Raw genomic sequence first — 23466 nt, forward strand, 5'->3', positions numbered from 1 at the left:
TTGCGCTTCCTTTGCCCCCAGAAGCGCAGTCCTATTCCCGCTCGCCGGTGAAGTTGAGCAGAAGCTGGAAGATGTTGACGAAGTTCAGGTAGAGCGAGAGCGCACCGAAGACTGCGAGCTTCTGGTTCGATTCCTGATCAAAGTTTTCCGAATACTGTTCCTTGATGTTCTGCGTGTCGTAGGCGGTGAGGCCGACGAAGACGACGATACCGATCACGGAGATCGCGAACTGCAGGGCGCTCGAACCCAGGAAGATGTTGACGACAGAGGCGATGATGACGCCGAAGAGGCCCATCATCAGGAACGAGCCCATGCGCGAGAGGTCACGCTTCGTCGCATAGCCGTAGAGGCTGGTGGCGCCGAACATCGTCGCGGTGATGAAGAAGGTCCGCGCGATGCTCGCCCCGGTGAAGACCAGGAAGACGGAAGCGAGCGACAGGCCCATCACGGCGCAGAAGGCCCAGAAGGTGATCTGGGCAGTGCTGGCCGACATCGTCTGGATCTTGAACGAGAAGAAGAAGACGAAGGCGAGCGGGGCGAGCATCACCACCCACTTCAGCGGCGAGCCGAAGATCGGCACGTAGAGTGCCGGCGTCGAGCCGACGACAAAGGCGACGAGGCCTGTGATGACGAGGCCGAGAGCCATATAGTTGTAGACGCGCAGCATATGCTGGCGCAGGCCTTCGTCGAACAGGGCCTGGGAGCCGGCGACGGCGCCGTAGCGGGGATTGATCGGGTTCATGCTGATCTCCTCGGTTTGAATTAATAGAGCGAGCGGGCGAGCCGTTCGGCCGCCTGGTCGAGATTGAGACCGCTATCGTCGGCGATCAGCGCATAGGCGACCTCGCCGATCTGCCAATAGGCGGCTTCTGCTTTTTCCAGCGTGAGATGACTGACCGGCTTGACCTCGAAGGCGCCCGGACGGACGGCGAAAAGCGACAGTTGCTTTCCGTCTGATTGTTCGATCGCCATCTCGACGCTGGGGCCGAATTCGGACGGGAAGATCTGCACGTCGGCGACCTTCCAACCCTTAGGCAGCTCGGGCATCACGATCGCGGTGGCGGCGCGAATGTCGTCGGCGCTATAGGTGGCCGGCGTCTGCGGAGGCATCGATTGGCGCAGGGCCGCGGTCTGATAGGCGCGGACGGCATCCTCGACATAGGCGGGTGCCGGAACGGATGCCACCACCTCGGTCGCCGAGAAGGCGCCGAAGGAATTGTGCGCCACCCAGCCGGCGGCGATCAGAATACCGACAGCGGCGACGCGCTGCATCGAATGGAAGATGCGACCATAAGAAAGGCCGCGTTCCAGCCGCCGGGCGGCATCGCGGGTCTCGGGGCGGCCAAAGGCACTTTCGCCGGCCAGCGCCAGACGCAGTTCGCCCTTGACGCTGAGGTCGGCCATGACCTTGGCGGCGATCGCCGGATGCTCGGAAAGATAGGATTCCACCTGGATGCGGCGGGCGACATCGAGCTCGCCATCCACATAGGCGTCGAGATCGGCATCGAGGATCGGATCAATTGCTTTCATTGCCGTTCCCTCCGATGATTCTCAGATGCGAAACCCGCGGCGTCTTCTCCTCGAATTCGCGCAGTTGAGCGCGGGCGCGGGAGATGCGCGACATCAGCGTCCCCACAGGAATGCCGAGCGCCTGGGCGGCCTCCTGGTAGGAAAGGTCTTCGATCGCAACGAGATGCAGCGCCTCGCGCTGTTCCTCCGGGAGGTCGAAGAAGGCGTCGCGCACCTGCTGCAGGCGCACGGCATGTTCCTGGCCGGCCGGCAGCGACTGCTCGGCTTCGACAGCCGCCTCGTCGTGACGGCGCGTCAGCGACCGGTTCCGGCGAAGACGATCGATATGGGCATTGTGCAGGATGGAGAGCAGCCAGGTGCGCAGGTTGCCGCCACTGCGGAAGCTCTTTCGCTTCTCGAAGGCGCGCACCAGCGCATCATGCACCAGATCCTCCGCCTCGTCCGAATTGCGCACCAGCGAGCGAGCGTAGCGCCTCAGCGCTGCGAGCTGTCCGATGACGTCGAAGGGGCGTTCTCTGCGTTCCATGATTGAGTATACGCAAGTGCGGCGGGTTTTATTCCCGGCGGACGTAAAAAAATCATACGGACCGAAGACCGTCGCCGGATCATCATCAAAATAGTCTTCTCAAGCGGACAGGTGCCTCAAATCCGCGATTGTTTATGACAATTACATGACAGATCATGACGCCGCTGATTTGCAGGGGATAATCAAGAATGAAGGAAAAGAAGCGGGTCTACGAAGCTCTCGTGGACGGCGCCATGGAAGGGCTGACGGATGAGGCGCTCTATGATTTCGTCAAGGCGCGTTGTCCGAAGGCCACCAGCAAGAAGATCGTCCGGGCCTCACTTCTCGCCCTGATGGATCCTCATCTCAGGGACCGCAATATTCTCGACGTGATCTATGCGCTGGCGATCAAGCATCGGTTGGATGATGGCGTGCTGGATGACGGCGAAGACGAGGAGCCTGACGAGCGGGCTCAACCCTCGCAGGCAGCCAACCAGAACCTGCCACAGCTTTCCTGATGCAGGTCGCTTGAAGTGGTCAGCCGCCGTCCGAAAGCTCTTCGAGGATCGGACAGTCCGGCCTGTCGTTGCCGTGACAGGCATGCACGAGATGCTCCAGCGTCCGGCGCAGTTCCGTCAGTTCGCGGATCTTGCGGTCGATCTCGGCAAGCTTGGTCTCAGCTATATCCTTGACGTCGGCGCTCGCCCGGTCCTTGTCCTCGTAGAGCGCCAGTAATTGTCGGCATTCCTCGACGGAAAAGCCGAGGCCGCGCGAGCGCTGCAGGAAGCGCAGCTTGTGGATGTCGGTCGCGGCATAGTCGCGATAGCCGTTTCCGCCCCTTTCGGGGCGGATGAGACCGATATCCTCGTAGTAGCGGATGGTCTTCGAAGGCAGGCCGGAGCGTTCCGATGCTTCACCGATATTCATCGCCGTCTCCTAAAGTTTTGCAAAGCGCAGTCTGAGCGCATTGGCAATGACTGAGACGGACGACAGGCTCATTGCCGCCGCGGCGATCATCGGCGACAGCAGCAGCCCGAAGATCGGATAGAGCATGCCGGCCGCGACCGGCACGCCGAGCGCATTATAGCCGAAGGCGAAGCCGAGATTCTGGCGGATGTTTCGCATCGTCGCCTCCGCCAGCCGCCGCGCCCTGACGATGCCGTTCAGATCGCCCTTTACCAACGTGATGCCGGCGCTTTCCATCGCGACGTCGGCGCCGGTACCCATGGCGATGCCGACATCGGCGGCGGCAAGCGCCGGCGCGTCGTTGACGCCGTCGCCGGCCATGGCGATGATGGCGCCCTTGGCACGCAACTCGTCAATCAGCGCCTTCTTGCCTTCCGGAAGCACGTCGGCGCGCACCTCGTCGATGCCGAGGCTCTTTGCCACCGCACGCGCCGTGCGCTCGTTGTCGCCCGTCGCCATGATGATCTTCAGACCGCTCTCGTGCAGCGCCTTGATGGCGGCTGCTGTCGTCGGCTTGATGCGGTCGGCAACGGCGACGAGACCGGCAAGCGCGCCGTCGAACACCACGAACATCACCGTCTTGCCATCGCCGCGCAGAGCTTCGGTCTTCTCGGCAAGTAATGCCGGATCGATGCCGAGATCGGCGAGCATCGCCGCATTGCCGAGCGCTACCGATGTGCCGTCGGCGAGGCCCTGAACGCCCTTGCCGGTCTTTGCCTCGAAGCCGGTGACTTCCACGAAGGAGACACCGCGCTCCTTTGCGCCGGACACGATCGCTTCGGCCAGCGGATGTTCGGAGCCGCGCTCCAGGCTTGCCGCCAGCGCCAGCAGCCTGTCTTCGCTAAGCCCGCTGAAGGCGACGATATCGGTAAGCTTCGGCTTGCCTTCAGTCAGCGTGCCGGTCTTGTCGACGATCAGCGTATCGACCTTGGAAAAACGCTCCAGCGCTTCGGCGTCCTTGATCAGCACGCCTTCCTGCGCGCCGCGCCCGGTGGCGATCATGATCGACATCGGCGTCGCAAGGCCGAGCGCACAGGGGCAGGCGATGATCAGAACGGCAACGGCGGCAAGCAGACCATTCGCCATGCGCGGCTCCGGCCCGATCGCGGCCCAGACGAGGAAGGCAAGGACGGCGGCGGCGACCACCGCCGGCACGAAGACGGCCGAGACCCGGTCGACCGCGCCCTGGATCGGCGCCCGCGAGCGTTGCGCCTTGGCGACCATGTCGACGATGCGCGACAGCACCGTGTCGGCGCCGACCTTCTCGGCGGTCATGACGAAGGTGCCGTTCTTGTTGATCGTGCCGCCAGTCAGCGGGTCGGCCTTCGACTTCTCCAGGGGCAGGGGCTCACCTGATATCATCGATTCATCGACCGTCGACTGGCCTTCGAGGACGGAGCCGTCCACCGGCACCCGCTCGCCGGGGCGCACGCGCAGCCGGTCACCAGGCTGGATATCGTCCACCGGCACGTCGCTCTCGCTACCATCGGCATCGATGCGCCGCGCCGTCTTCGGCGCAAGGTCGAGCAGGGCGCGAATTGCCGAGCCGGTGCGTTCGCGCGCTTTCAATTCCAGCACCTGGCCGACGAAGACGAGCGCGACGATGACGGCCGCGGCCTCGAAATAGACAGGTACGGCCGCGCCATGGCCATGAAAGCTTATCGGGAAGATGCCGGGCGCAAGCGTGGCGACGACGCTGTAGAGATAGGCAGTGCCGACGCCGAGACCGATCAGCGTCCACATATTCGGGCTGCGGTTGGCAAGCGACGCCCATGCGCGGCGGAAGAAGGGCAGGGCCGCCCAGAGCACCACCGGCGTTGCCAGCAGCAATTCGATGAATGTCGCCTGCGGTTCGCCGATCGCGTCCCGGAGCGGCAGGCCGAACATTGGCCCCATGCTCAGCGCCAGCAATGGTATGGCGAGAATGGCGCTGACTGAGAGCCGCTTGACGAAATCGACGAGTTCCGGGTTCGGGCCTTCATCAGCAGGCGGAATGCCCATCGGCTCCAGCGCCATGCCGCATTTCGGGCAGTCGCCCGGACGATTGCTGACGACCTCAGGGTGCATCGGGCAGGTATAAAGCGTACCCTGGGGTGCCGGCTTTGCCGGCGGGCGGCGGGCGTCGCGATAGGCTGCGGGGTCGGCTTCGAACTTCGCTTGGCAGGCGGCCGAGCAGAAATAGAATTTGTCGCCTTCGTGCTTCAGGAAATATTTCGCGGTCGACCGATCGACGGTCATGCCGCAGACGGGGTCCGTCGCAGTGAGGTAATCCTCAGGTGCCGCCGCAAATTTCGTCCGGCAGCCCTCAGAGCAGAAATGATAGATGCGCCCGTCATGGTCGAGCGAGGGTTTGCCGGCCTGCGGATCGACGGTCATGCCGCAGACAGGATCACGGATTATGGCGCTTACAGCCTTCTCCTGTTCATGGCCGCAATGGCAATGATTATCGCCATCGGCGTGACTGTGATGGTGATCGTGTTCGTGCTTGATATCCATGACTATTCTCCTGTGCCCGGAGGGGCACTTGGATAAGCTTATCAACCTTCCAGCGACTGGAAGGTCAAGCACTATTTTCATGGACTCGATTTTTGCGGCGGCTGATCCTCAGATCGGGGTGATCAGCCCGACCGGCTGGCTCCCGAGCAAGGTGGCGACCGAAATGCTGCCCCCGGGCTCGATCGTCTTTCCGGTCACCAGATCGGCCTTCAGCCCGTGAAGCGGGGAGGGGACGGCAATCGCTGTATCCTCCCAGAATTCCGGACCGGCGAAGAGCACGCCCGGATCGAGCCAGCCGAACATCAGCCGCGGCGCCGCGATGATGGCGAAATCACCCTTATGCACCCGGGCAAAAGCAAGCACATGGTCGCGCCGGTTGCCCGTCACCTTCAGCGGCAGATAGTCGCCTCCAGCAAAGAGGTCCACGTGCCGCTGGCGCAGCTGCAGGCCGATCCCGACGAGGCGCTGCTTCAACGCTGCCGCCTGCAGCTTGGCGATCGGCCCGGCTTCATCAAGCCAGGCCGTCAGCCGCTGATGATCGACCGGCCGGCGGTTGTCGGGATCGACGAGGCTGAAATCGAAACCCTCCGCACCCTGGTAGATATCGGGAATGCCGGGGGCCGTCAGCTTGAGCAGCGTCTGCGACAGGCTGTTGAGGTAACCCGCCGCGATGAAAGGCTGCAGCACCCTTTCGAAATCCTCCAGGAAGACGTCATTATCAGACGAGACCAGTGCTGCGGCATAGGTGGTGACCGCTTCCTCGTATGCGGCATCCTGTTCCGTCCAGCCGCTGCGCAGTTTCGCCTCGCGCACCGCCTTGACCGCATAATCGGTAAAGCGTTCGCGGAGTTCTTCGGTCTGTCCCCGGTCGAAATCCTCCGGCCAGATGCCGGCCAGCGCCTGATAGAGCATCCATTCGACATTGGGTTCCGGCGCTATGCCATCCGGCAGATCCTTTAGCCACGGCCGGTTCATCTCACGCCACCGCTCGACCGCCTGGGCAAAAACATCGGCGCCCTCGCTCAGGGCATAAAGCCTTGCGCGCGCATCCTCGCCGCGTTTGGTGTCGTGGGTGGCGCTTGCCGAAAGCCCATGCGGCTGCAGCCTGGCCCGCTCGGCCATGCGGCGGTGGAACTCTTCCGGGCCGCCAGGCGCCTTGCCCGGTTCGCCGCCGACTTCGTTTGCGGCAAGCAGCCTGTTATAGCGGTAAAACAACGTGTCTTCCGTCGCCTTCGCCATCACCGGTCCACTCAATTGCTGGAAGCGGATACGGAAGTCGTGGGCCGGGTCACCTTCGACCTTGCCTTCTAGAAGCGTCAGCACATGGTCGCATGCACGCCGATCGTCGAGCCGCTCCATGGCTTGCGAGGCGGTCGCCGCAAGCACCGCTGAATCCTGCCAGGAAAGCGGGCCGCCGTCGCCATAGGTGCGGTAGACCGGAAAGGCGATCAGCAACTCGCTGAGCGCAGTGGCGATCTCGTCTCTTTTCACCTCGGGAAAGATGCCGGCCGCGATCGACACCAGCCTGTCGGTCTCGCCGGCGAAATTGCGTTCGACCATCAGTCGCTTGGCAATCCGCCGGCTCTCCTCGAGATCACCCGTCTCGCCGGCGATGCTGCGATAGGCATCGTCCAAAATGCGCAGACCGCCGGCGTCGATGAACAGCTCGCTGAGCGCGGCGATGAATTCATATCCCGTGGTGCCGGCGACCGGCCAGCTCTCCGGCAGGACCTCGCTGGCCCCGAGGATCTTTTCGACGACGATATAGGTGTCCGGTCCGGCCGCCTCCCGCAACCTGTCGAGGTAGGCCTTAGGCTCGGCGAGCCCGTCGACATGGTCGATGCGCAGACCCTGGACCTTGCCATGGCGCACCAGCTCGATCACCAGCCGGTGCATGTCCTCGAACACGGGGGGATCTTCGACGCGGATGCCGACCAGTCCGGTCACCTCGAAAAAGCGTCGATAGCTCAGATGTCGTGCCGCCTCCTTCCAATGGGTCAGCCGCCAATGCTGCCCCTCATGCAGGCTTCTGGCGAAATCGCGATCGGCCGAGACGTCATCGAGCTTCTGCCGGAGGGCTGCCCGATCGCCGCCTTCAAAGAGGATATCGCGCATCGCGCGGTTGAAGTTCTCGCCGGAGGTGACGGCCGCAGCTTCCGCCATTCTGGTGGCAACCGGATCGTCGAGCCGGTTTGCGATCGCTCCGTAACTGCCGGGGTTCAGCGGCAACAGCGTTTCGAAATAACCGAAGGCGAAATTGCCATGCGTTTCGTCGAGCGCGACGCGCAGTTCGCCGTTGGCCAGTGCTCCCTCGAAATCCTGGCCGAGCTGCGGCAGCGTCAGCGGTTCGCTCCAGTCGATGTCGAAGTGGCCGGAATAGGCGCTTTGCCGGCCAAATGTCAGCACGTCGCGCCACCAGCCGTTTTCCGGCGAGGCCGCCATGTGGTTCGGGACGATGTCGAGGATCAGCCCGATGCCCGCGGAGGCAAGACTTTCCGTCAGCCGGTCGAATCCGGCTCGGCCGCCGAGCACCGGGTCGATTTCGTTGGCGTCGGTGACGTCATAGCCGTGGGTCGAGCCGCTGACGGCGGTGAAGATCGGAGAGGCGTAGAGGTGGCTGATGCCAAGCGTCTTGAGGTAGGGGACGAGGCCGCAGGCGCGATCGAAGGTCATGCCGTTGCGGAATTGTATCCGGTAGGTCGCTGTCGGGAGTGTCATGAGGCCGCTGATGTTGGAAAGAGACCCTCCCGAACGGTTGCAGCCGGGTTTTTGTTCCCTTGCAGGGTCACGCGTCTTTTTAGACGCGCCAAGGTCGCTGTAACATTTGGAGTGGGTGGATCGTGCGTTCGGATGTTCTAGTCGATGAAAACGCCGACGCTTGCGGCGCGTCCGGCCGAGTCGATGACGGTCAGTTTGGAGTAGCCGCCGCCATCGGGCAGCCATTGCTGGATGCGACGGCGGGAAAGGTCGGGCAGCGGCTTGCCGTTGGCAAGCCAGCGAAAAGGCGCACGGCCGCCCTGAAGCTTCAGCATCAGCGGTGACGCATTGCCTTTTCCTGCGCCGAGATCGACATGCGCGCCCTCGGGCGGATAGATGATCTGCGGTGCGGCCTCGCGACCGGAGGCGAGCAGTCCGCTGGCATTGAGTGCGAAACGCCGCTGGCTGATCGGCAGCTCGGACTGGGCGATGCGTACGGCTCCCGCGGGCGGGCGGGGCAGCGGCGTCGTCGCGATGCCGGATTTGGCGAAAGCTTCGAACAGGATCGGCGCGGCGGTGCCATAACCGGTCAACCCCGGCACGGCGCTGTTATCAGGCCGTCCGACCCAGACGCCGAGGACATAGCGGCCATCATAGCCGACAGACCAGGCATCACGGTAGCCGTAGCTCGTGCCGGTCTTGTAGGCGATGCCGCGCTGCGGCGCGCCGGCGGGGGGAATGACGCCGGAGAGAATATCGGCGACGTTCCAGACCGCGACCGGTTCCAGCAGCGGTTCGCCGTCGAGCTTGGCCGGTGCGCCGGTGACGCCGTCGCCGAGCCTAGCCGGCTGACCGCGATTGGCGAGCGCCGTATAGAGTTGCACCAGATCCTTCAGGGTGATGCCGACGCCACCAAGCCCGATCGCCAGCCCCGGCGCCTCGTTCGGCGGCAGGACCGGGCGCACCTCGGCGCGGCGGAAGCGGACCATCAGCCGCGACGGCCCGACGGCATCGAGCAGCTTGACAGCAGGCACGTTCAGCGAAAGCTGCAGCGCCTCGCGCACGGTGACGTCGCCCTGATAGCTCATGTCGAAATTGCGCGGCCGGTAGCCGAAGAAATCGGCGGGCCGGTCTTCGATGATCGTCTCCTGGGACACCAGGCCTTGCTCGAAGGCGAGCCCGTAGATGAAGGGCTTCAGGGTCGAGCCCGGCGAGCGATTGACGCGCGTCATGTCGATCCAGCCGGAGCGGCTGGCATCGAAATAATCGGCCGAGCCGACCTCGCCGACGATCGCGCCGGTTTGCGCATCCGCCATCACCATGGCGAGCGAAAGCTTCGGCCCGAGCTTCATGGCCGCTGCCCGCGCAACCGCCTCCAGCCCCTGCTGCACCTGTTTCTTCAGCGTCGTCTGATGGTTGAGAACCGTCGGCTCCTTGCGAAGTGCCGATTCGGCCACATGGGCGGCAAGTGCCGGCAACTGCATGCGCCGGGCCGGGATCGCGACACCCTCGGCCCGCTCTGCTTCGCCGTCGCCAACGGCCTCGGCGACCGCGACGCGGTCGAGCACACGCTTGCGCGCGGCCTCGGCTGCCTTGAGATTGCGGTCCGGCCGGCGCCGTTCCGGCAATTGCGGCAGGGCGACGAGCAACGCTGCCTCGGCGATCGTCAGGCGGCGCGGTTCCTTGCCGAAATAGGCAAGGCTTGCGGCGCGCACGCCTTCCAGATTGCCGCCATAGGGCGCGTGTGTGAGATAGAGGTCGAGAATCTGTTCCTTCGACAGCCGCCGTTCGATCTGCACGGCGCGCACCAATTGCAAGATCTTTGCCGAAAGCGAGCGCCCTTCGCGCGGCTCGATCAACCGCGCCACCTGCATCGACAGCGTCGAGGCGCCGGAGACGATGCGGCCGTTGCTGACCAGTTGCACGGCAGCGCGCCCGAGCGCCCAGGGGTCGACGCCGCCGTGGTCATAGAAACGCTGATCCTCATAGGCGATCAGCATGCGCAGGAATTGCGGATCGACCTCGGGGACCGTGGTCTTCAGCCGCCAGCGGCCTTCCGATGTCGCAAAGGCACGCAGCAATTGCCCATCGGCATCCAGCACTTCGGCCGACACGGCATTCGTCCTGTCGAGTGGCGGCGGAAAGGCCCTGTCGGCGGCATCGAGCGCAAAGAGAGCCGCGCCGGCAAGAATGATGCCGGCAGCCGACCCGATCGCAAACTTGTGCCGCCGCCTCATTGTTGTGCCGTCACGACCTCCATCTTGCCTGTCGCTGTGCGGGCCGAAAGCTCCGGCCGGTACATATCCTCGACGTTTGCGGCCGGATGGTCGTAGGTGCCGGGGGTGACGGCGCGCACGACATAGGCGACGTTGAATTCGCGGTTGTCGCCTGCTGCACGGTTGAAGGCGGCAACGAAGCGATCGTAGCGGAATTCGGTATGGGCAGCGGAAATCTCGCCGATCCAGTCGAAATTCGTCATCTGGGCGCTGTCGACGAGGTTAGGATTGTCGATCTCGAAGCCGGCGGGCAGAAGGTCGGTGATGACGATGCGCGACGGCCAGTCATTGGTTTCGCGGACATGGATGACGACGACGTAGCGTTCGTTCTGCTTCGCCTCGCTGACATTCGCCTGCTCGCCGTCGAGCGTGTAATAGGTCCGCTCGATGATGAAGCCGTCGCCGCCGGCCGGCAGCGGCACTGTCGGGGCGGCAACGGTGGTGACCACGGCTGAAACCGCGTCGTTGGTCTGGTTGGTCAGCGTCAGCGGATGGTCAGCCAGGGCATCGCCGGTCATGCGTGCCATGTAGGCGCCGGTGTGCGCGGCCCCATTGACATCGACCTTCAGGCCATCGTCACCGCCCTGGATGGCGCGCGCGGCAAGCAGCATCCAGGTTTCTTCCTGCGTGCTCTTGTATTTGCTGCGTTCCCATTCCTTGCCGACCGCCTTGGCGAGTTCCGGGATGACAGGCGGGACCGGCCGGCTTTCGGCAGCAAGCGCCAGGATCGCCGCGCCGTCGCGCAGGATCGTGCCGTAATCGGTGCGCGACAGGTTCACGCGAGACACCATCGACTGCTCCGACATCTGCAGAGCGTCGAGGAAGATATTCTTCGAGCGCTGCGCATCGCCGTAAAGCGCCAGCGCGGCGGCGATATGCGCCTTGGCGAGCGGCGTCGGGAAGTCGTTGATCATCGTATCGGCATAGTAGCGCAGATCGCTGATCGCGGCCTTCTTGTTGCGGGCAAGGACGTAGATGGCATAGGCGATCTGGTCGCCCTGGCCCTTGATGTCGGTGGTGTAGGACAGCGTGTTCTGCAGGTTTTCGAGCGCCTGCACGAAAGCCCTTTCCGGTACGTCATATTTCATTTCGCGGGCCCGCGTCAGGAAATCGGTGACGTAGGAATCGAGCCAGACATCGCCCGAGTCCGGTCCCCAGAGGCCGAAGCTGCCGGCCGAGGCCTGATAGGAAAGCACGCGGTAGATCGCATCCTGCACGCGCTTCTGCACGTCCTCGTCGTTTTCCATGCCCGCCTGCTTCGCCACTTCGGCGAGATAGAGCAGCGGCAGCGCCCGGCTGGTGGTCTGCTCGGCGCATCCCAAGGGATAGCGGTCGAGCGTCATCAGCAGGGCTGGGATATCGAAGGCGGCCGAACGGGTGACGTTGACGCTGATCGAGGCGCCGGGCAGCACGCTGTCGGCAAGCAAGTTCTTGTCGACGGTGAGTTTTGCCCCCGGCTTCAGCGCCAGCACCCTGCGTTCGGTGATCGGCAAGGAGGCCGGGCGCACCGGCACGTCGACCGTCTGGTCGAGCGAAAGGCCGGAGGCGTCGGAGAGGTTGATCGAGACGCTGCCGGCGCCCGGCTGTTTGCCGATGAGCGCAAGCGTCAGCTCGGATTTCGCGCCGGCCTCGAGGCGGATTGTCTGCGAGGCGGACGCTTCTTCGATGCCGACCGCGTCATTGCCGGTCAGCTGCAGCTTGTAGTCGCCGGCCGGCGCATCGGTATTGGCGATGTCGAGGCGCAGATTGGCCTGGTCGCCGGGGGAGAGGAACTTCGGCAGGCTCGCGGTTACCACAACAGGATCGCGGATGATGACGTCCTTGACGCCGTGGCCGACGCCTGATTTCGACCAGGCGACCGCCATGACGCGCGCCGTGCCGTTGAACTGTGGAATGTCGAAGGAGACATTGGCCTTGCCTTCGGCGTCGAGCTTCACGGGCCCGGAGAAGAAGGCGACGAGCTTCTGCGTCGGCGGGCTTGCCTGCAGCGCGATGGCGCCGCCATCGCCGCCGGTCCGGAGCTTGCCGGTCGCACCCAGCGAGCCGTCGATCAGGCGGCCATAGAGGTCGCGGATTTCGAGGCCGAGCTGGCGCTGGCCGAAATACCAGTCCTCCGGGTTCGGCGGTTCGTAGCGCGTCAGGTTGAGAATGCCGACATCGACGGCAGCAACCGTCACATAGGCATCCTCGTTGGCGCCGGCGCCCGCCACCTGCAGGCCAATGTTCAGTGGTCCGCGCGGCAGCATCTTTTCGGGCGTGTCGAGCGTCACCTGCAGCGCGCGCTGTTCTGGATCGACTTTCAGCCATTTGATGCCGATCGAGCGCATCGGCATGTGGCTGTCCTGGGCGTCGCCAGGGCGGAAGAGCGTGGCGGTCACATAAGCACCGGCACCCCAGTCCCATGTAACGGGGATGTCGACCTCACCGCCGGTCTCGCCGATCGTGGCGTTCTGTACGGCAACCAGCTTTTCGGTTCCTGATGTCACCATCAGCTCGCCGCCGTAGCGCGAGGTGACTTTCAGCTTGGCCGTTTCGCCGATCTTGTAGCTGTCCTTGTCGAGGGCGATTTCCAGCCCGTCGGGCGTTTCGGTCGAGGTCGAACTCACGAACCAGCCGGCGTCGAATTCGACGCTGGAGGTCGGGCCGTCGGCATCGGGGCTTTCCACTTCGAGGCGATAGCGGCCCCAGGTCACCGGCACGGAGATCTTGCCGCCGTCCATCGTCGCGTCGACGCTGCCGTTGGAGACCTGCTCGGCAGTGTAGACCGGCTCGTATTTCCAGGCCGTTCCTTCGCGATACCATTGGTATTGCCGGTTGAGGCTATAGAATTTCCAGCGCAGGCCCTTCGCCTCCTGCTTCTGTCCATCGGCCTTGACGCCGATCACCGTGAAGTTGGCGATCGAGTTCTCCGGCAACTCGTCGGAAAATTCCGGCTTGATGCCGATCGATGCGCCCTGATTTTTCACCGGAATGGTCAAAGTGCGCTCGATGGCCCGGCCGCCCGCCTCCTGCATGCGCATATAGACGGTGGCGTTCAGCAGTTGCGTCGTTGCCGGTAGTTCGCTGATGGTGAGATCCGTCGAGGCTTCGCCGTTCTGGTCGAGTTCCGGCAGGCCGTCGATCGGCTGGCGCGAATCCTCGCTCGCCTCTTCGTCGGCAAGCCCGAAGAAGAAGCCCTTATAGGCCGCACTCTCACGCGTCGGCTTGACGACGACGTCGCCTTCGAGCGTCAGGCCGGCGGCCGGGGCGCCGTAGAGATATTTGCCCGAAACGGTAATCGTCGCCGGCGTGTCCGGACCGACTTCCTTGGCCTCGGTCTTGATCTCCATGTCGGTGCGATCGGGGACGAAATCGTCGACGAGGAAACTCTTGGTGGCGATCGCGCTGCCCTTGGGATCGGTATAGATGTTCATCGTCCAGGTGCCACGCATAGCGTTTTCCTGGGTCGGGAAATCGACGGTATAGCCGCCGAGATTGCTGGTCTGGCTGACGATCCGCCGGTCCTCGACACCGTCAGGGCGGCTGAAGATGAAGGTGAGAGGCAGGTTCTCGATGGCGTTGCCATCGGTGTCGCGGGCGAGCGCCTGCGCATGCACCGTCTCGCCGGCGCGGTAGATGCCGCGTTCGGTAAACGTCAGCACGTCGATCGCGCCGGGTGCTGCGCGACCCGTCACGCCGCGGTCGGAAAGGTCGAAGCCGGCGCGCGTCATGTCGAGGAAGACGTAGTCCGAGGTGCCGTTCCTGGCGGCAATGACGGCGGGCGTCAGCGCCGCCGTGCCGCGGATCAGGCCGGCGGTGAATGTGGCGCGGCCGTCCGCGTCGGTCGTCGCGGTGCCGAGTACTTCGTTGTTCTTGGCGAGCAGCTGCAGCTCGACGCCTGCGATCGGCTTGGCCGAAGCGAGTGAGCGGGTAAAGACGTTGAGCCCGTCCGTGCCGGCATAGGTGGTGACGCCGATATCGGAGACCAGGAACCATTGCGTCGCCTGCGAATTCCACTCCTGCGCCGGGCCGTTTGCCGCCGTTGCGGTCATCACATAGATGCCGGGCTTGCGCTCGGGCAGCGCCTCGTCGACCGGGAAGCTGGTGACGATATCCTTGTTGAGCTCGTTGGCGATGTCGATCGAGCCCTGCCAGACAAGTTCGCCGCTCTGATCCTGGATGTTCTGGGCGCTGTAGCCGTCGAGCTGGCTCAGGAACTGCGAATTGGTCAGCAGCGGTGCAATGGCGCGATCGCCGATGCGGTAGAGTTTGAGGTTGGCCGAGGTCATGTTGACCGAAACGATCGGGATGCCGCGGCGCGCCGTTGACGGCAGCACGAAGCTGTCGCCGGTGAAGCGCACCATCTGGCTGCGGTCCTTGATATAGACGTCGATGCTGACAGGTGCTTCGAGCACCTCATCGACTGATGACGGCAGGCCGGTGCGGAAGCCGATCTTATAGGTCTGGCCGTGCGTCAACCCTTCGACGCAGATCTGCTTGTTCTTGGTTTCGAGTGCCTTCGGCGCTTCGCCGTTCAGCGTCACGAAAGGTGTGTAGTCCGTGGTTTTGACCAGCGCCTCGGAGAAGGTGACGCAGGCGCGTGGCGTGGCGCTGTCGGCATCGACAGTATGTTCGGTGACGCGGAAGCCTTGCGTTGATTTCAGCTGCAGGTAGGCCGCCTGCACATCCTTGGCACCGACAAGCGCCAGGCTCGCCTTGTAGGCGTCGAGCGCCGGGCGGTAATTGGCGTTTCGTTCCAGTGCATTGGCGAGTATGGCGAGCGCATCGGCGCGCTTGGCGGTGGTGCGCGTCAGCTCGTAGCCGTTTAGCGCGTCGACTACCGCTTGTCCCGTCGTGCTGCTCTCGGCGCTGCCGAGCGACGCTGCGGCACGAGCGGTTTCGAGCCAGAGATCGGCGTCGTCAGGTGTGATCGACAACGCACCATGGAAGGACTTCAGCGCGTCAGCCAGGTTGTTGGCGGTGAGGTCGAGACGGGCGTTGGCCGTCAGGCTGTCAACGCCTTGGCCCTGCTGGTCGTCGGCTAGGGTGAGATTGTCCTTGAAGTCGTGGGCCTGCTGGATGAGATCGTTGCTCAGGAAGGTCAGGCGCGGCGCGGCGCCGATGTCCCGTTCCTGCTGGCCGGCCGTTTCGACGATCTTGCCGGCGATGGCGCCGGGGAAAGCGTTCATCGTCTTGAAATCGGATTTGAGGAAGCACCATTTCACCTTGGGATTGTAGGTGAAGGCCTTGCAGCTCTTGTCGCCGATGCAGGAGGTCTTGCACTGATCGAGCGAAACATTCTGTTCCGTGCGAAGATCGAAGCCGAAGAAATCGGCGTCCTTGATCGTCTGGATGTCGCGCTTGTTATCCGCAGCGGCTGCGGGAAAACTGACGGCGATCATGGAAAATGCGATTGTCGCGAATGCAAAGAACGAGCGCACGGACATAGGTTCCCCCCGGAATGCTGGCTCTGACCGGCCGGCACTGTCCTCACTCCTCGCGAGATTGTCAACTCAAGTTGAGCGCTGTTTCATCTTCGCACAGCCGCTTTCGTCTGGCTGTCACATCGGCGTGAGTGACCGCCTTGTGATTTGCGGCTTTTGCAAGGATGAGCAAGGATTTGGGCGATCGCAGGAGGTAGCGCAATGTCCCCGTCTTCCCACCGCAGGAGCCTTGCCGCGCTCCTTGCCGCCACTCTTCTCTCGCTCGGTACGGGTGCCGCAGGCGCGGCCGAAGATGCCGTCGTCATCCCGCCGCCAGCCGTCGACGAGGCGGCTGGCTCAGGCACCGAGACTGCCATTTTCGCCGGCGGCTGTTTCTGGGGTGTCCAGGGCGTCTTCCAGCACGTGAAGGGTGTCGAGAGCGCCGTCTCCGGTTATGCAGGCGGCGACGCCAAAACGGCGCAGTACGAGACCGTCAGCACCGGCTCGACAGGCCATGCCGAAGCCGTCCAGGTGAAGTTCGATCCGAAACAGGTGACCTACGGCAAGTTGCTGCAGATCTTCTTCTCTGTGGCGCACAACCCGACGCAGCTGAATTTTCAGGGGCCGGACCGGGGAACGCAGTACCGTTCGGCGCTGTTCGTTGCCGATCCGGAGCAGCGCAAGGTCGCCGAGAGTTATATCAGCCAGCTCGACAAGGCGCATGTCTTCCCGCAGTCGATCGTCACCAAGGTGTCTGAAGGCACAGGCTTCTATCCCGCTGAAGCCTATCATCAGGATTTCCTGACGCTCAATCCGACCTATCCCTATATCGTCTACAACGACCTGCCGAAAATCGAGAACCTGAAGTCCCTGTTTCCCGCCGACTACCGCGGCAAGCCGGTCCTCGTGATGAAGGTCAAGGGCTGATCGATCCTGTCGGTCCTGGGATTGTCGGCTCCGAACACAGGGATGCAATGCGTTCGTCGCAACAGTTCAGGGCATGATGTCTATGGGCGTGTGGTTGGGGACGCGGGCCCAAATATCGCGCATCTCCGAGTTGGTGACCGCAATACACCCATCCGTCCAATCCCACAGTCGATGGGCGTTTGCGAATAGGCCCCAGCCATTGGGAAGCCCGTGGATCATGATATTGCCGCCGGGAGGAAAGCCACCGGCTTCAGCGTTGCGCCGATCATCAGGGCCTGGATATGAAATGTGCAGGCTCAGATGCGCCATGGACTTGGGATTTCGCCAGTCTATTTCATAACGCCCTTCAGGTGTTTTCTCGTCACCTTCTCGTTGCTTGGGACCCTCATCGGCAGCCTGCCCAAGAGAAATCCGGTATGTTGAGATGGGGGTATCCCCTTTGAGAAGGACCATCCGGCGTTCGGCTTTATGAACGCGAATGCTGTCAGCCTGTTGCCCCAACGGCGCATCTGGAGGTGGTGAGCCCGCGCCGATCCTGGCCATCAATTTCGTGTAAGCGAACAAGCTGACGACCACGGCGGCTAAAATGACAAATTTGCTTCTCAACCTGATCCTCATCTTCGAGCTCACAGAATGGCTAATACCGCCTTACCGCGTCCCCATCCAGAAGGCGCGCAGTTGAGACTGAGCACGATCGGGTGCCGCCTTTTTTCTTCATGTTCTCTATTCTTAAGAATTTGTCAACGTTAACAATATCTTAAATACAAGAAACGGCGTTCCACCGCGGAACATATCGTCGACTTGCCCGTTACTGCATGAGTTTCGCGTCGGATAGACTGCCGGAGCGGATACCTCTTTCGAGTTATGCGTAACCAAGGGGACGTATCATGGCCACCAATGTCGTGCGGCGCTGGCAACGAGATGATCTCATGAAACAGAGAGTATTGATCGTCGAAGATGAATTCCTGATCGCCCTCGATCTTGAGGCGACGGTGGAAGGCATGGGGATGCAGGTTGCGGGCCTTGCGAATGATCGCGAACAGGCGCTGCGGCTGGCGCCGCTTGCCGACATTGCTTTTGTCGATGTCAATCTCGCCGACGGCCCGACCGGGCCTGAGATCGGCCGGCGGCTGGCGCAGGAGCATGGCATTGCCGTCGTCTTCATGACCGGCAATCCCGAAGTGGTGGCTGACGGCGTCAAGGGCGCGGTCGGCGTGGTCCAGAAGCCGGTCATGCCTTCGGTTGTCGAACAGCTGGTGAAATACCTTGCCGCGCGCCGTGTCGGCATGTTTGCGGTCGTACCCTCACAAATGACGGTCTTTACCTGATCGGACGGGGCCCGATCGTAAGGGCCTGATCAGCCGGATATGGCTGCGAGCTGCGGCGGATGGCCGGCCTTTTCCGCCTCCGGCCTGCCATAGGCCTTGAGAAAGGTATGGACGGCGTTACGCGCCGCGTTTTCCAGTTCTTCGTCGGTGGGCGTGCCGCCGAGCAGGATCATCATCTGCAGATCGGCATTGCCGAGCGCCACGAACTGCCTCGCGGCGACGTCGAAATCATCGATGGCGAGCGCGCCCTTATGGGCAAGCCGCCCGAAAAGTGCGGACAGTGCGGTGGTCAGCTTGCCCGGCCCCTGCTGGCGCCAGCTTTCGAAGAGGTGCGGATATCGCTCGCCCTCGGTCTGCACCAGCTTGCGCAGGAATTTTCCATCGTGGTTGCAGATGCAGTTCTTGTTGAGGCGCACGGCGAAGGCCGTCAGATCGTCTTCCAGATTGTCGGCACGATCCGGGAAGGTCGACAGCACCGAGAAGAGCATGGCGTTGGCGCGGTTCATGACGTCTTCGACGACGGCGACGAACAGCGTTTCCTTCTCGCGATAGTGATTGTAGATCGTCTGGCGCGAGACACAGGCAACGGCGGCGATCTCGTCGATGCTGGCGCCGGCAAAACCCTGGCGGCAGAATACGTCTGCCGCGGCATCGAGGATCGACATGCGCTTGGCGCATTGTCCGCGCTGCGTATGCCCCGTCATCCGGACTGCCGGTGTCATGCGATCTTTCATGACAGTGAAGATAAGACGTCTTGACGTTTTAGACAATGGCGTCTAATTTTACATACGTGTCCAAATTTGTTGACACTCCTGGTTCCGCCGCTGAGATATGAGCTCCCAACTTCGTCTTTGCGCGAACGATCATCATTGAGCCCGCGCATCGCCGAAAATCGGAACCGATTTTCGGAAAGCACGTGCGTAGATTTAAAGTGTTGGAGCGTCCTTGTGCGTCCGAGAGGACGCACGGCGCTCTCAGAGCAATGTCGCGGAGCGACGATCCGGTATTTCCGCTGCGCTTTTATGAAAGATCACCATTATGACGGCTCCCTTCTTTCGCATTGCCCTCATTCTCGGCCTTCTGTCGGCCATCGGGCCTTTCGCCATCGACATGTATCTGCCTGCGCTGCCGTCCATCGGCCAGGACCTGCATGCCGATAACAACGTCACCCAGCTTACCCTTCTTGCCTTCTTCATCTCCTTTGCGCTCGCCCAGCTCGTCTATGGTCCGCTGTCGGATATGTGGGGCCGTAAGCTGCCGCTCTATCTCGGCATCGGCCTTTTCGCCGTCGCCTCGATCGGCTGTGCGCTGGCGACCGATATCGAAACGCTGATCGCCTTCCGTTTCGTTCAGGGTATCGGCGGTGCCGCCGGCATGGTCATTCCGCGCGCCATCGTTCGCGACATGCATACCGGCGTGCAGGCCGCCCGCCTGATGTCGCTGTTAATGCTGGTCTTCTCGATCTCGCCGATCCTGGCGCCGCTGACCGGCAGCGCCGTCATCGAGTTCTACGGCTGGCGCGGCGTATTCTGGGCCGTGACGATCGCCGCCTTCATCGGCCTCGTCCTGCTTGCCACCCAGCTTGACGAAACCCGTTCGGCGACCGAACGCAGCGGCAGCGGTTTGAAAAGCGCCATGGCGGCCTACCGCCTGCTGCTTGCCGACCGCAATTTCCTGACGCTGACCTTCATCGGCGGCCTCGGCATTTCGAGTTTCCTGGTCTATCTCGCCAACTCGCCTTTCGTGCTGATTCAGCATTACGGGCTGACGCCGACGCAATACAGTTTCGCCTTCTCGATCAATGCCGTGTCGTTCTTCGCGGTATCGCAGGCGACGGGCTGGCTCGGCGAACGTTTCGGCCTCGTGCGCGTCATGCGGATTGCGGTCAGCGCTTTCGCCCTTGCCATGGTCGTCATGGCGGTGGCGATGGCCGCGGGCTTCAACCAGCTGCCTGTCCTGGCGACCTTCCTGTTCATCGGCTATGGCTTCCTCGGCCTCGTCATCCCGACGAGCGCAGTGCTCGCGCTCGAGGATCACGGCGAGATCGCCGGCACCGCCTCGTCGCTGATGGGCACGCTGCATTTCGTCATCGCCGCCGTCGCCATGGTCATATCGAGCGTCTTCTTCGACGGCACCGCCGTTCCGATGGCCGCCGGCATCGCACTCTGCGCCTTATCGGCTTTCGTGCTGACCCAGGCAACGATCGGCCGCCGCGCCGCTGTTGCCGCAGCTGAATGATCGAAGCAGGCCGCACCCGGTCTCCAGGTGCGGCCACATGACTGGTCGTGGCCTCGGAGAAAATGCAACGCGGGTGCAGGGGCTGCGGCGGGCCTTGCTGCCATCAATTCGGTCGGAAATCTCGGCTGCCCCTAGCCGGGTCTGATCAAGCCGCCAAAAGTATCTCCGCGGCGGGCTTCAGGCCGTCAGCGTGAAAGCGTCGCTTTCGCCTGGAACGAGTTCCAGCGGCCAGATCCTGTTGCGGGCGCCTTGCGGATAGTGATCGGCATAGGCCGGCATGGTGGCGAGCAGGGTTTCGCCGAGCTGCGCGCCGAGATCGCGTAGCGACATGCGGAAGGAGGTCAGCGTCGGCTGCAGGAAATGCGTGCGCGGCTCCTCGCGGAAACCGACGACGGCGAGGTCGCGGCCGGGCACGATGCCGGCCTCGGCGAGCCGGCGGTAAAGCCCGATCGCCATCAGCTCGTGGATCAGGATGATCGCCGTCGGCCGCTCTTCGATCATCAGCAATTCGTGGCCGGCCTGATAACCGCCCTGTTCGCTCGACTTGACCCGGATGACGAGGGCCGGGTCGAAGGCAATACCGTGCCGTTGCAGCGCCTGGCGGTAGGCGTCGAGGAAGAGGTAACCGAGATTGATGTCGGAGGAGGGAGCGGCCACCGCGATCCGCCGGTGGCCTTTGGCGACCAGTCGGTCGACGCCGCGCGCCGCCACGCCCTCGAAATCGAGGTCCATCCAGGTGTAGCTGCCGCCCGACGCGCTGCGGCCCAGCGCCACGAAGGGGATGCGGGCCTTTTCCAGGAGCTCGATGCGCCTATCGGTGCGCCGTGTCGCCGAGATGATCAGCGCGTCGACAAGCCGGCGCGCCACCATGCGCTTCAGATATTCATGCGGGTCCTCGTCATCGGGGCAGGGCAGCATGACGAGATCGAGCTTGTGGCGGGAAAAGACGCTCTGTAGCCCGTCGGTGACGCCAAGGAAAAAGTCGTCGCTGTTTTCGACCGTCTCGCGGCTCACTTCAAGCATCAGCCCGATGACGTTGGTCATGCCCTGGCGAAGGCTGCGGCCCGATTGGTTGGCGACGTAACCGAGCTCTTCGGCGGCGGCGAGTACGCGCCGACGTGTCTCGTCATTGACGTCGGGCTTGCCGTTCAGCGCACGGGACACCGTTCCGATCGAAATGTCGAGATGCTCGGCGAGCTGGCGAATTCCCTTCATCTGCGGCGATCTTCCTCCCCAATGCATGTCGCCCAAAACTGTGCAGCGGTTTTGGGATAACGACATGCGTCAAACCGTCAGCCCTTCTTGCCACAGGATGGCGCCTGCGAAAAGACAGAGGGAGGGGTCAGGGTCTGAAGCTCTGGCGGATGACGAGCTCCGGAATGACGCGTTCGTAACCTGGAGGCAAGCCCGGGTTTTCAAGCCGCCGCTCCATCAGTTCGACGGCGCGCTGCGCCATGGTCAGCGGATCCTGGCGGAAGGTGGTCAGCTGATAGCTCAGCCAGGAGGATTCCGGCACGTCGTCGAAGCCGATGACGGCGACATCCTCGGGAATGCGCAGCCGCATTTCCAGGCGCACGACATCCATCAGTCCGAAAGCGATCTGGTCGTTGGCGCAGAAGACGGCGTCGGGTTTTATCGTCTGGGAGAAGAGCGCGCGTGCGGCAGTGACGCCGCCGTCATAGTCGGAATCGCCGCCACGTCCGACGACGACGGAGACACCGAGCGACTCGGCTGTCGACAGGAATGCGCTTTCGCGCTCGATGATAGCAGGCGTTCCGGTGTTGGAGCCGATGACCGCCAGCCGCCGTCTGCCGCTTTCGTAAAAGGCCGTCGCCGCCTTGCGGGAGGCCTCGGAGTTGCCGGCGCGCACATGGTCGGCGTCGGGTTCCGAACGGCCGATCACCACGAGCGGCTGGCCATTTCGCTGCGCGAGTTCGAAGAAACTCGCCGGTGGCGAGCCGGACAGGATGATGATCGCCTCGGCGCGGTGGCCGATCAGCATCTTCTGGGCGGCGAGCAGCTCGTCTTCCGTCTGGCCGGTATTGATGAGAATCGGGATGCTGCCGCGTTTGATCAGGCATTTGGCAAGCGCTGCGGCCAGATGTGCGCGAAAACCCACTTCCGGCCGGGTGGCGACGATGCCGACAAGGCGGCTCTGGTTGGCAAGCACGCCGCGCGCCAGGTCGTTGACATGGTAGCCGAGTTCTGCCGCCGCCCGCAGCACCTTCTCGCGCGTTGCAGGCGCCACGCTGGTGCCCGGCGTGAAGGTACGCGAGACGGCGGAGCGCGAAACGCCCGCCAATTGCGCCACCTGCTCGGCGCTGACGAAGCGCATGCGTTCTTTCTTTGGCGTCTTGCCGACGTTCACTGGACCATCATTCATCGGCTTTCAGCTATTGGTCGTCTCTGACAGCTGGATGACAGGCGGCCGTGGCAGCCAGAAATTTTTGCTATGAGGAGTGACTGCGAACTAACTGATTGGCCAAGCAAAGAAAAACCGAGGCTGCCGGATGCAGCCTCGGTTGATGGGCGAAAATCAGCGGCGACCACGTATGATCAGATCCGCGCCGCCATAGGGAAGGCCAAGTCTGCCCGTTATTCGCAGACGCGTACAGTTTCGGCATGATAGCCGCCGTCGTAGCGGTTGCGGACATCGCGGTCCTCATACCAGCATCTCGGCGCGGGTTCGACATAGCGAGGACCATCGACATAGCGAGGGCCGCCGCCATTGGCGATTGCGCCGCCAATTAGCCCGCCAACAACACCTGCGGCAACGCCGCCGGCGATAATTCGACCGGTGTTATCGTGGTGATGGCGATCACGCGCGGCAGCGGGCTGAATGGCCAATCCAACAAGGGCCGTTGCGATCAACAGGCTGCTGGTAACTCTCTTCATAACATTCTCCTCAGTGGCACTCGCCCCGGATAAAAGGGAAATGCGGCAGCAAGTCGTCGGTTCGTTCAAACTTTGCGACAGGCGTTAATGCATGTCGCCTGAGATTAGAGCGCCGTGCGTCCTCACGGACGCACAAAGGTCGCTCTAACACCTTCAATCCGCGCATCGTGCTTTCCGAAAATCGATTCCGATTTTCGGGAAGCACG

Annotated in this window: 17 protein-coding genes; 4 read left to right on the forward strand and 13 right to left on the reverse strand. The window is 63.0% G+C overall.

The features are described from left to right. Positions 1-31: 31 nt before the first annotated feature. The 3 genes from HX899_RS19635 to HX899_RS19645 are packed head-to-tail and all read right to left on the reverse strand — an operon-like array spanning position 32 to position 2056. Positions 32-742: a Bax inhibitor-1/YccA family protein gene (locus tag HX899_RS19635; RefSeq protein ID WP_033183818.1), complete on the reverse strand. Its 711-nt coding sequence runs from the start codon at positions 740-742 to the stop codon at positions 32-34. A gap of 20 nt (positions 743-762) precedes the next feature. Further along, positions 763-1530 carry an anti-sigma factor gene (locus HX899_RS19640; RefSeq protein WP_164052531.1) on the reverse strand — a complete coding sequence of 256 codons (768 nt, stop codon included), beginning with the start codon at positions 1528-1530 and terminating at the stop codon, positions 763-765. Then, positions 1517-2056 (reverse strand): sigma-70 family RNA polymerase sigma factor, encoded by a 540-nt coding sequence (locus HX899_RS19645; protein ID WP_064655082.1) that lies wholly within the window; start codon positions 2054-2056, stop codon positions 1517-1519. The genes HX899_RS19640 and HX899_RS19645 overlap by 14 nt, the downstream gene beginning before the upstream one ends. A gap of 188 nt (positions 2057-2244) precedes the next feature. On the opposite strand from HX899_RS19645, the gene HX899_RS19650 reads away from it, so the two are divergent. Then, positions 2245-2553 carry a hypothetical protein gene (locus HX899_RS19650; RefSeq protein WP_138331547.1) on the forward strand — a complete coding sequence of 103 codons (309 nt, stop codon included), beginning with the start codon at positions 2245-2247 and terminating at the stop codon, positions 2551-2553. 19 nt (positions 2554-2572) lie between these two features. Here the strand turns inward: HX899_RS19650 and cueR are convergent, their stop codons facing one another. From cueR to HX899_RS19675, 5 genes are all read right to left on the reverse strand, one after another. After that, the gene (gene cueR / locus HX899_RS19655; RefSeq protein WP_025397678.1) at positions 2573-2962 is read right to left on the reverse strand and encodes a Cu(I)-responsive transcriptional regulator; all 390 of its coding nucleotides are present in this window, start codon (positions 2960-2962) and stop codon (positions 2573-2575) included. Between the two features lie 9 nt (positions 2963-2971). Further along, positions 2972-5497, reverse strand: coding sequence for a heavy metal translocating P-type ATPase (locus tag HX899_RS19660; protein WP_181293141.1), 2526 nt, complete (start codon positions 5495-5497; stop codon positions 2972-2974). A 108-nt stretch (positions 5498-5605) separates the two neighbouring features. Beyond that, complete coding sequence (gene treY / locus HX899_RS19665; RefSeq protein WP_181293142.1) at positions 5606-8215, reverse strand: malto-oligosyltrehalose synthase; 2610 nt, start codon at positions 8213-8215, stop codon at positions 5606-5608. Positions 8216-8352: 137 nt separating this feature from the next. Then, positions 8353-10431: a penicillin-binding protein 1C gene (gene pbpC, locus HX899_RS19670; RefSeq protein ID WP_181293143.1), complete on the reverse strand. Its 2079-nt coding sequence runs from the start codon at positions 10429-10431 to the stop codon at positions 8353-8355. Beyond that, positions 10428-15896 (reverse strand): alpha-2-macroglobulin family protein, encoded by a 5469-nt coding sequence (locus HX899_RS19675; protein ID WP_181293144.1) that lies wholly within the window; start codon positions 15894-15896, stop codon positions 10428-10430. The genes pbpC and HX899_RS19675 overlap by 4 nt, the downstream gene beginning before the upstream one ends. Positions 15897-16094: 198 nt before the next feature. Between HX899_RS19675 and msrA the strand changes: the two genes are divergently transcribed. After that, positions 16095-16799, forward strand: a complete 705-nt coding sequence (msrA, locus tag HX899_RS19680) for a peptide-methionine (S)-S-oxide reductase MsrA (protein ID WP_138331552.1) — start codon at positions 16095-16097, stop codon at positions 16797-16799. Positions 16800-16865: 66 nt separating this feature from the next. Here the strand turns inward: msrA and HX899_RS19685 are convergent, their stop codons facing one another. Further along, positions 16866-17405 carry a murein L,D-transpeptidase family protein gene (locus HX899_RS19685; RefSeq protein ID WP_181293145.1) on the reverse strand — a complete coding sequence of 180 codons (540 nt, stop codon included), beginning with the start codon at positions 17403-17405 and terminating at the stop codon, positions 16866-16868. A gap of 281 nt (positions 17406-17686) precedes the next feature. Here HX899_RS19685 and HX899_RS19690 point away from each other — a divergent pair, with 281 nt between their 5' ends. Next, complete coding sequence (locus HX899_RS19690) at positions 17687-18127, forward strand: response regulator (protein WP_138331554.1); 441 nt, start codon at positions 17687-17689, stop codon at positions 18125-18127. A gap of 29 nt (positions 18128-18156) precedes the next feature. On the opposite strand, the gene HX899_RS19695 is transcribed toward HX899_RS19690, so the two are convergent. Continuing rightward, the gene (locus HX899_RS19695; protein ID WP_181293146.1) at positions 18157-18897 is read right to left on the reverse strand and encodes a TetR/AcrR family transcriptional regulator; all 741 of its coding nucleotides are present in this window, start codon (positions 18895-18897) and stop codon (positions 18157-18159) included. Positions 18898-19165: 268 nt separating this feature from the next. Between HX899_RS19695 and HX899_RS19700 the strand changes: the two genes are divergently transcribed. Next, positions 19166-20365, forward strand: a complete 1200-nt coding sequence (locus HX899_RS19700; protein WP_181293147.1) for a multidrug effflux MFS transporter — start codon at positions 19166-19168, stop codon at positions 20363-20365. A 177-nt stretch (positions 20366-20542) separates the two neighbouring features. Here HX899_RS19700 and HX899_RS19705 read toward each other — a convergent pair whose 3' ends face one another. From HX899_RS19705 to HX899_RS19715, 3 genes are all read right to left on the reverse strand, one after another. Continuing rightward, the gene (locus tag HX899_RS19705) at positions 20543-21580 is read right to left on the reverse strand and encodes a LacI family DNA-binding transcriptional regulator (protein ID WP_027665787.1); all 1038 of its coding nucleotides are present in this window, start codon (positions 21578-21580) and stop codon (positions 20543-20545) included. A gap of 127 nt (positions 21581-21707) precedes the next feature. After that, positions 21708-22748 carry a LacI family DNA-binding transcriptional regulator gene (locus HX899_RS19710; RefSeq protein WP_181293148.1) on the reverse strand — a complete coding sequence of 347 codons (1041 nt, stop codon included), beginning with the start codon at positions 22746-22748 and terminating at the stop codon, positions 21708-21710. A 212-nt stretch (positions 22749-22960) separates the two neighbouring features. Continuing rightward, the gene (locus HX899_RS19715) at positions 22961-23260 is read right to left on the reverse strand and encodes a hypothetical protein (protein ID WP_138389802.1); all 300 of its coding nucleotides are present in this window, start codon (positions 23258-23260) and stop codon (positions 22961-22963) included. Positions 23261-23466 lie beyond the last annotated feature (206 nt).

Origin of the sequence: Rhizobium sp. WYCCWR 11146 (assembly GCF_013591995.1) — a bacterium.
Classification (GTDB): Bacteria; Pseudomonadota; Alphaproteobacteria; order Rhizobiales; family Rhizobiaceae; genus Rhizobium; species Rhizobium indicum.